Source organism: Streptomyces sp. NPDC051909 (assembly GCF_040681095.1).
In the GTDB taxonomy this organism is placed as follows: Bacteria; Actinomycetota; Actinomycetes; order Streptomycetales; family Streptomycetaceae; genus Streptomyces.
Window position 1 is genome coordinate 45,032 of sequence record NZ_JBFAYA010000036.1, and the last position, 5,829, is coordinate 50,860.

The following is a 5,829-nucleotide window of genomic DNA, read 5'->3' on the forward strand; positions in this document are numbered from 1 at the left end:
GGTGGTACCGATGCGGGCACCACGACCGCTGGTGGCACCACCACGGCCGGTGGCACGACGACCACGGGTGGCAGCACCACGACCGGTGGCAGCACCACCACGGGTGGCAGCACCACCAACGGTGGCAACAGCGGCGGTACCACGACGACGGGTGGCGCCACTACGACCGGTGGCAACAGCGGCGGTACCACCACCAACGGTGGCAACAACGGCGGTTCGTCGGCCACCGGTGGCTCCTCCGCCACCGGCGGCTCCTCCACCTCCGGTGGTTCCTCCACCGACGGTGGTGCCGGCACCTGCACCGTCGACCTCGACGGGGCCGAGTGTGTCGACAACAACCCGGGCACCAACAACGCCGGCTCGCAGCCCGTCGAGCAGGGCAAGGCCAAGGAGGAGCTGGCCGAGACCGGCGCCGCCGAGACCTCGTTCCTGATCATCGGGGCCGCCACCATGATCGCGGGCGGCATCGGCTTCCGCTTCCTGCCGCGCCTCGTGACCGGTGGTCGTACCGCCGTCTGATCCACTGACGGCGTACAGCACGTACAGAAGGGCCGGAGGTGCTTTCCAGCACCTCCGGCCCTTCCGGTATGGCTTCTGCGGGCTCCTACACCCCCCGCACCGCCACCAGCAGCGTCATCGCGGCCACCAGTGCGATCACCAGGGTCAGCAGCATCGTCGGGGTCAGGCCCGTCGGCTGCGGCAGTCGCTCGCGGTTCGCGCGGCAGACGGGGCAGCGGCCCTCCGCGACGGGCGCCGCGCAGTTGGCGCACACCAGCCGGTCATAGGTCATGCGCTCTCCTCCTCCCGCACCAGGCTCCTCAAGCTCCTGAAGCTCCTCGTACAAGGATCTCCATCAGGACAACGCCCGGCACGATCCGTGCGTTCCCTTTACCACTGTGCCAGCTCCGGAGCTTTTCGGCGCGCCCCATGAGCACGCGGGCGCAAGGACGAAAAGGATAAAGCACACAAGCGAGGACCGCGACTGCGCGGGCCTTCCCGGTTCGCGTATGGTCACGCACACCTACTCCCGGCCGACCGTGGTGCATTCGTGATCCGATTCGACAACGTCTCCAAGTCCTATCCGAAGCAGAACCGCCCCGCGCTCCGGGATGTCTCCCTGGAGATCGAGAAGGGGGAGTTCGTCTTCCTCGTCGGTTCCTCCGGCTCCGGAAAGTCGACCTTTCTGCGGCTGATCCTCCGCGAGGAGCGCGCCAGCCAAGGTCAGGTGCACGTCCTGGGCAAGGACCTCGCCCGGCTGTCCAACTGGAAGGTGCCGCACATGCGCCGCCAGCTGGGGACGGTCTTCCAGGACTTCCGCCTGCTGCCCAACAAGACCGTCGCCGAGAACGTGGCCTTCGCCCAGGAGGTCATCGGCAAGCCGCGCGGCGAGATCCGCAAGGCGGTGCCGCAGGTGCTCGACCTGGTCGGCCTCGGCGGCAAGGAGGACCGGATGCCGGGCGAGCTGTCCGGTGGTGAGCAGCAGCGTGTCGCCATCGCCCGGGCCTTCGTCAACCGCCCGATGCTGCTGATCGCGGACGAGCCCACCGGCAACCTCGACCCGCAGACCTCGGTCGGCATCATGAAGCTGCTCGACCGCATCAACAGGACAGGGACCACCGTCGTCATGGCGACCCACGACCAGAACATCGTCGACCAGATGCGCAAGCGCGTCATCGAGCTCGAAAAGGGCCGCCTCGTCCGCGACCAGGCGCGCGGCGTCTACGGCTACCAGCACTGAGCGGACAGGGAGAAGTCACACCATGCGCGCTCAGTTCGTGCTGTCGGAGATCGGGGTCGGTCTCCGCCGCAATCTGACGATGACCTTCGCCGTCATCGTGTCCGTGGCCCTGTCGCTGGCCCTGTTCGGTGGGGCGCTGCTCATGCGCGAGCAGGTCAGCACGATGAAGGACTACTGGTACGACAAGGTCAACGTCTCCATCTTCCTCTGCAACAAGAGTGACGGGTCCACCTCGCCCAAGTGCACCAAGGGCGCCGTCACCAAGCAGCAGGCGGACCAGATCGAGGCCGATCTGAAGAAGATGGACATCGTCGAGTCGGTCCACCGCGAGTCCGCCGACGAGGCCTTCAAGCACTACAAGGAGCAGTACGGCGACACGGCCATCGCGTCCGTCGTCACCCCGGACCAGATGCAGCAGTCCTTCCGGGTCAAGCTGAAGGACCCGGAGAAGTACAAGGTGGTCGCGACCGCCTTCGCGGGCCGGGACGGCGTCGAGTCCGTCCAGGACCAGCGGAACATCCTGCAGAACCTGTTCGACCTGATGAACGGCATGAACATCGCCGCCCTCGGCGTCATGTTCCTGATGCTGATCATCGCGTTGATGCTGATCGTGAACACGGTCCGCGTCTCGGCCTTCAGCCGGCGCCGCGAGACCGGCATCATGCGGCTGGTCGGCGCGACCAACTTCTACATCCAGATGCCGTTCATCATGGAGGCCGCCTTCGCCGGTCTGCTCGGCGGCGCCGTCGCCTGCGTCATGCTGATGGTCGGCCGGTACTTCCTGATCGACCACGGCATCGCGCTCGCCGACAAGATGCAGCTGGTGAACTTCATCGGCTGGGACGCGGTCCTGGCCAAGCTGCCGCTGGTCCTCGCGATCGGCCTGCTGATGCCGGCCGTCGCCGCCTTCATCGCGCTGCGCAAGTACCTGAAGGTGTGACAGTTCACTCGCACTGAGTGCATGGCGTCGTACGGCCAACCACCGTACGGCGCCATTCGCTTGTCCTAGAGTGGGCGGCATGCGTGCCGGTGCCGGCCCCGAGTTCTGTCGTAGGCCCCGCGGAGTTCTCCGTGGGGCCGCTTTGACGTTGGTCTTCACCGGGGTGCTCGGCACCGCCGCCGCCACCGGCTCCCTGCCCCGGCGCGAGCCGGCGCGCGAGCCCGCCCCGGCCGCCGCCACCGCCGCCGGCCGGTCCACGGTCGACCGCGCCGCGCTCGCCCGGGCCGCCGCCGAGGCCATGGCCGACGGCAAGTCCGGCAAGAAGGCCGCCGAGGAGTTCGTCAGCCGCAGCGGGGACCGCTGGGGCGCCGTGTACGACAAGCGGGAGTACGCCGAGTTCGAGCAGGCCCTCGACGGCGCCTACACCGGCGTCGGCCTCTCCGCCCGCCGCACCGCACGCGACCGGGTGGAGATCAGCCGGGTGCAGCCCGGCGGCCCGGCCGAGCGGGCCGGACTGCGCCCCGGCGACCGGCTCACCGCCGTGGACGGGCGCCCGGTCGACGGGCTCTCGGTCTCCGAGATCGTCTCCCTGCTGCGCGGCGACGGCGTCCCCGGCACCACCGTCGGACTCGGCGTCGAGCGCGGCCGCGCCGTCTGGACCGAACCGCTGCACCGGGCCCGGCTCGCCGTCGACCCGGTCGCCGTCCGCCGGCTCGGCGACGGCACGGTGCTGATCCGGGTGGCCGCCTTCACCAAGGGAACGGGCGAGGAGGTACGGCGGGCCGTGCGCTCCGCACCGGCCGGCGCCGGCGTCCTGCTCGACCTGCGCGGCAACTCAGGCGGGCTGCTCACCGAGGCCCGGTCCGCCGCCTCCGCCTTCCTCGACGGCGGTCTCGTCGCCACGTACGACATCGACGGGCAGCAGCACGCGGTGTACGCGGAGGGCGGCGGCGACACCGCACGGCCGCTGGTCGCGCTGATCGACGGCGGCACCATGAGCGCGGCCGAGCTGCTGACCGGTGCCCTGAAGGACCGCGGCCGGGCGGTCACCGTCGGCTCGCCGACCTTCGGCAAGGGCTCGGTCCAGATGCCCAGCACCCTGCCCGACGGCTCCGTCGCCGAGGTCACCGTCGGCCACTACCGCACCCCCGCCGGTCACGCCGTGGACGGCAGCGGCATCACCCCGGACGTGGCCGGAGGCGACCGGCCCGAGGAGCGGGCCCGCACGGTATTGAGTGGCCTCGGAGGGGCCTCGTAGTGCGAAAATGACTGCACTATGGCAAAGGGACTCGTCAACGTGCAGGGCAAGCCTGCGAAGAAGAAGGCCCAGGACAAGGGGCCGGAGCGCAAGCTCATCGCGCAGAACAAGAAGGCGCGGCACGACTACCTCATCCTGGACACCTACGAGTGCGGCGTCGTGCTCATGGGCACCGAGGTGAAGTCGCTCCGCATGGGCCGGGCGTCGCTGGTCGACGGATTCGTCCACATCGACGGCGGAGAGGCCTGGCTGCACAACATCCACGTGCCCGAGTACACCCAGGGCAGCTGGACCAACCACTCGGCGAAGCGGAAGCGGAAGCTGCTGCTGCACCGGGAGGAGATCGACAAGCTGGAGCAGAAGTCCTCCGAGACCGGTCACACGATCGTGCCGCTCGCGCTGTACTTCCTGAACGGCCGGGTGAAGTGCGAGATCGCGCTGGCCAAGGGCAAGAAGGAGTACGACAAGCGGCAGACCCTGCGTGAGCAGCAGGACACGCGCGAGACTGCGCGGGCCATCGCGGCGGCCAAGCGGCGCCAGCGCGCCCAGGAGCGTTGAGCCTAGGAGCGTTGAGCCCGGGAGCGTTAATCTGCTGGCAACCGTGCCCGCTGGTCACGTACCATGGGCCCTGCACCCCACAGAGGGTGCAACCTTTGAAAAATCAACATGGGGATGATCGGTTTCGACAGCGGATGTCGAAGCAGGGGAAGCGTGTCGAGGAAGCGGCAATGATCTCGTAAACCACGCGCCGAAACCAATAATCGCCAACACCAAGCGCGATTCCTTCGCCCTCGCTGCCTAAGTAGCGACTTGCGAAGTGTCAGCCCGGGGCTGTTCCCGACCCGGATCCTGGCATCAGCTAGGGGACTAAACCTTGATCCCGGTCACGGGGTGAAGAGGGAAATCAAGCAGTGACTGAGCCCGTTCCGGACTTGTCTGGGTGATCCGGAGGGCCGAGAAACTCGTACCAGACTGCACACGGAGAAGCCCTGGTTCCGCACCGTTGGACGCGGGTTCGATTCCCGCCATCTCCACTCATCCCATGTGGGCACGGGCCCGGTGGTCGTACGTCTCGTACGGACCGCCGGGCCTTTGTCATGGCCCGGCATGCCGGGACGGGCCTCGATACGGGTTCGGTAGACGGTCGCCTCGCCCGTGCCACGCAGAGGGCCACGCTGGACGCCCAGCCGAGGTGCGTACTCGAGTTCGTGGCGCAGGGCTTCCACAGCCTCCTCGGCGATCGTGCCGAGAGCTTTCAGCCGTCGGGCCGCGTCCGCGGTGATTTCCGCGATCGCGATGCGTCGGCTCAAGGCAACGGCCTCCGCTTCTTGATCTCGGCGATCAAGTCCAGCCCCTCTTCCACCGCCGCGTCGAACTCGGGGTCCGAGAAGGCCGCGATGCTCCCGGCGCACTCGTTGAGCACCTGGGAGCCGCGGTGCAGGTCCGCGGGTGTCGAGGCGTCCAGAGCCCGGGCCAGGTCGGCTTCGAAGCTCTCCGCGTCGCCGGGGAACCCGCGGCCCTGGCGCAGCGCGGCGCGTATGTCGGCGACCGTTTTCGGGGGCGGCGGCACCGGGTGGGTGGCTTCGGCGTGCTGGGCGCTCATGCGTTCTCCTCCGCTTGGGCGTACATCTGAACGGTACCGTCGGCGTGCGCGCGCATGTGTCACCCTGCCGGGGGATTCTGCGCCTCAGGCGGTGTCCGCCCGTCGTCCGGACGCCGGTGCGGTGCGGTGCGGTGCGGTGCGGACGCCGGTGCCGTGCGGGATGTGTCTGCTGGGGGTCCGGGGGTCGTCCCCCCCCGTCGGGTCGGTCGTCACGACACCGAGGACCCGGTACTTGTGGAACCAGTCCACCGACGCTTCGGGGGCACCGTTGATGTTCCAGAACTGCGGGT

Annotated in this window: 8 protein-coding genes and 1 other RNA gene; 6 read left to right on the forward strand and 3 right to left on the reverse strand. The window is 68.8% G+C overall.

From position 1 onward, the window contains the following. Nucleotides 1–519, forward strand: a 519-nt coding sequence (locus AB0M18_RS33580) for an LPXTG cell wall anchor domain-containing protein (protein WP_365764765.1), incomplete at its 5' end; no start/stop codon positions are given. Between the two features lie 85 nt (nt 520–604). Here the strand turns inward: AB0M18_RS33580 and AB0M18_RS33585 are convergent. Continuing rightward, a complete protein-coding gene (locus AB0M18_RS33585; protein WP_365764767.1) occupies nt 605–790 on the reverse strand; it encodes a hypothetical protein in 186 nt (61 codons plus the stop codon). A gap of 258 nt (nt 791–1,048) precedes the next feature. On the opposite strand from AB0M18_RS33585, the gene ftsE reads away from it, so the two are divergent. The 5 genes from ftsE (at nt 1,049) to ssrA (ending at nt 4,973) form a co-directional block, all read left to right on the forward strand. Next, complete coding sequence (gene ftsE / locus AB0M18_RS33590; RefSeq protein ID WP_128983761.1) at nt 1,049–1,738, forward strand: cell division ATP-binding protein FtsE; 690 nt, start codon at nt 1,049–1,051, stop codon at nt 1,736–1,738. A 22-nt stretch (nt 1,739–1,760) separates the two neighbouring features. Then, nucleotides 1,761–2,678 (forward strand): permease-like cell division protein FtsX, encoded by a 918-nt coding sequence (ftsX, locus tag AB0M18_RS33595; protein ID WP_265868057.1) that lies wholly within the window; start codon nt 1,761–1,763, stop codon nt 2,676–2,678. Between the two features lie 79 nt (nt 2,679–2,757). Next, nucleotides 2,758–3,936, forward strand: coding sequence for a S41 family peptidase (locus tag AB0M18_RS33600; RefSeq protein WP_365764770.1), 1,179 nt, complete (start codon nt 2,758–2,760; stop codon nt 3,934–3,936). A gap of 18 nt (nt 3,937–3,954) precedes the next feature. After that, entirely contained in the window at nt 3,955–4,494 is a 540-nt protein-coding gene (smpB, locus tag AB0M18_RS33605) for an SsrA-binding protein SmpB (RefSeq protein WP_365764772.1), read from the forward strand. A gap of 110 nt (nt 4,495–4,604) precedes the next feature. Then, nucleotides 4,605–4,973, forward strand: a transfer-messenger RNA (tmRNA) gene (gene ssrA, locus AB0M18_RS33610). Between the two features lie 269 nt (nt 4,974–5,242). Here the strand turns inward: ssrA and AB0M18_RS33615 are convergent. Continuing rightward, nucleotides 5,243–5,539: a hypothetical protein gene (locus tag AB0M18_RS33615; protein WP_365764774.1), complete on the reverse strand. Its 297-nt coding sequence runs from the start codon at nt 5,537–5,539 to the stop codon at nt 5,243–5,245. An 84-nt stretch (nt 5,540–5,623) separates the two neighbouring features. Further along, a partial coding sequence (locus AB0M18_RS33620) for a hypothetical protein (RefSeq protein WP_365764776.1) occupies nt 5,624–5,829 on the reverse strand: 206 nt, incomplete at its 5' end.